The 445-nt window shown below is 35.3% G+C and carries 1 protein-coding gene; it reads left to right on the top strand.

Annotation, left to right across the window (positions count from 1 at the left end; translation table 11 throughout):
• Window positions 1-123: 123 nt before the first annotated feature.
• Window positions 124-445 (top strand): tetratricopeptide repeat protein (locus tag GYRE_RS25155; protein WP_038258943.1); only part of this gene is annotated, 322 nt, incomplete at its 3' end.

The raw sequence follows: 445 nt of genomic DNA, 5'->3' as shown, positions 1-445 counted from the left end.
CTTCATAAACGAAGGCAGTTCCGGTTTTCAGGGGAAGGTATCCGATATACCTTATAGACACTCTTTTTTCCTATAAACAAAAACAGTAGTCATTATTTATTAATAATAAAACAGAGGAGTAATATGAAGAAAAATATGTCGATGATGATTTTTACATTAATCGTCATACTTGGAGTTGTTATTGCTCTTTGCTATTCAAATGATGATTCAAAAAATAAGGGTGTGACAAACAATATAGCATATCTAACCAAGTTAGCAGAACAGGGGGATATGAAAGCACAAACAGATCTGGGACTTGTGTATGGAAATGGTAATGGCACTGCACAGGATTATACAAAAGCAATCTATTGGTATAATAAGGCAGCAAAACAAGGTTATGCACCAGCGCAGTTTAATCTCGGTCTTTTCTATGAACATGGCTGGGGTAATGTGAAAGATCTTCAAC

The organism is Yokenella regensburgei ATCC 49455, assembly GCF_000735455.1.
Classification (GTDB): domain Bacteria; phylum Pseudomonadota; class Gammaproteobacteria; order Enterobacterales; family Enterobacteriaceae; genus Yokenella; species Yokenella regensburgei.
The sequence above is the reverse complement of the archived record's forward strand: the minus strand, read 5'-3'. Positions and strand labels throughout refer to the sequence as shown.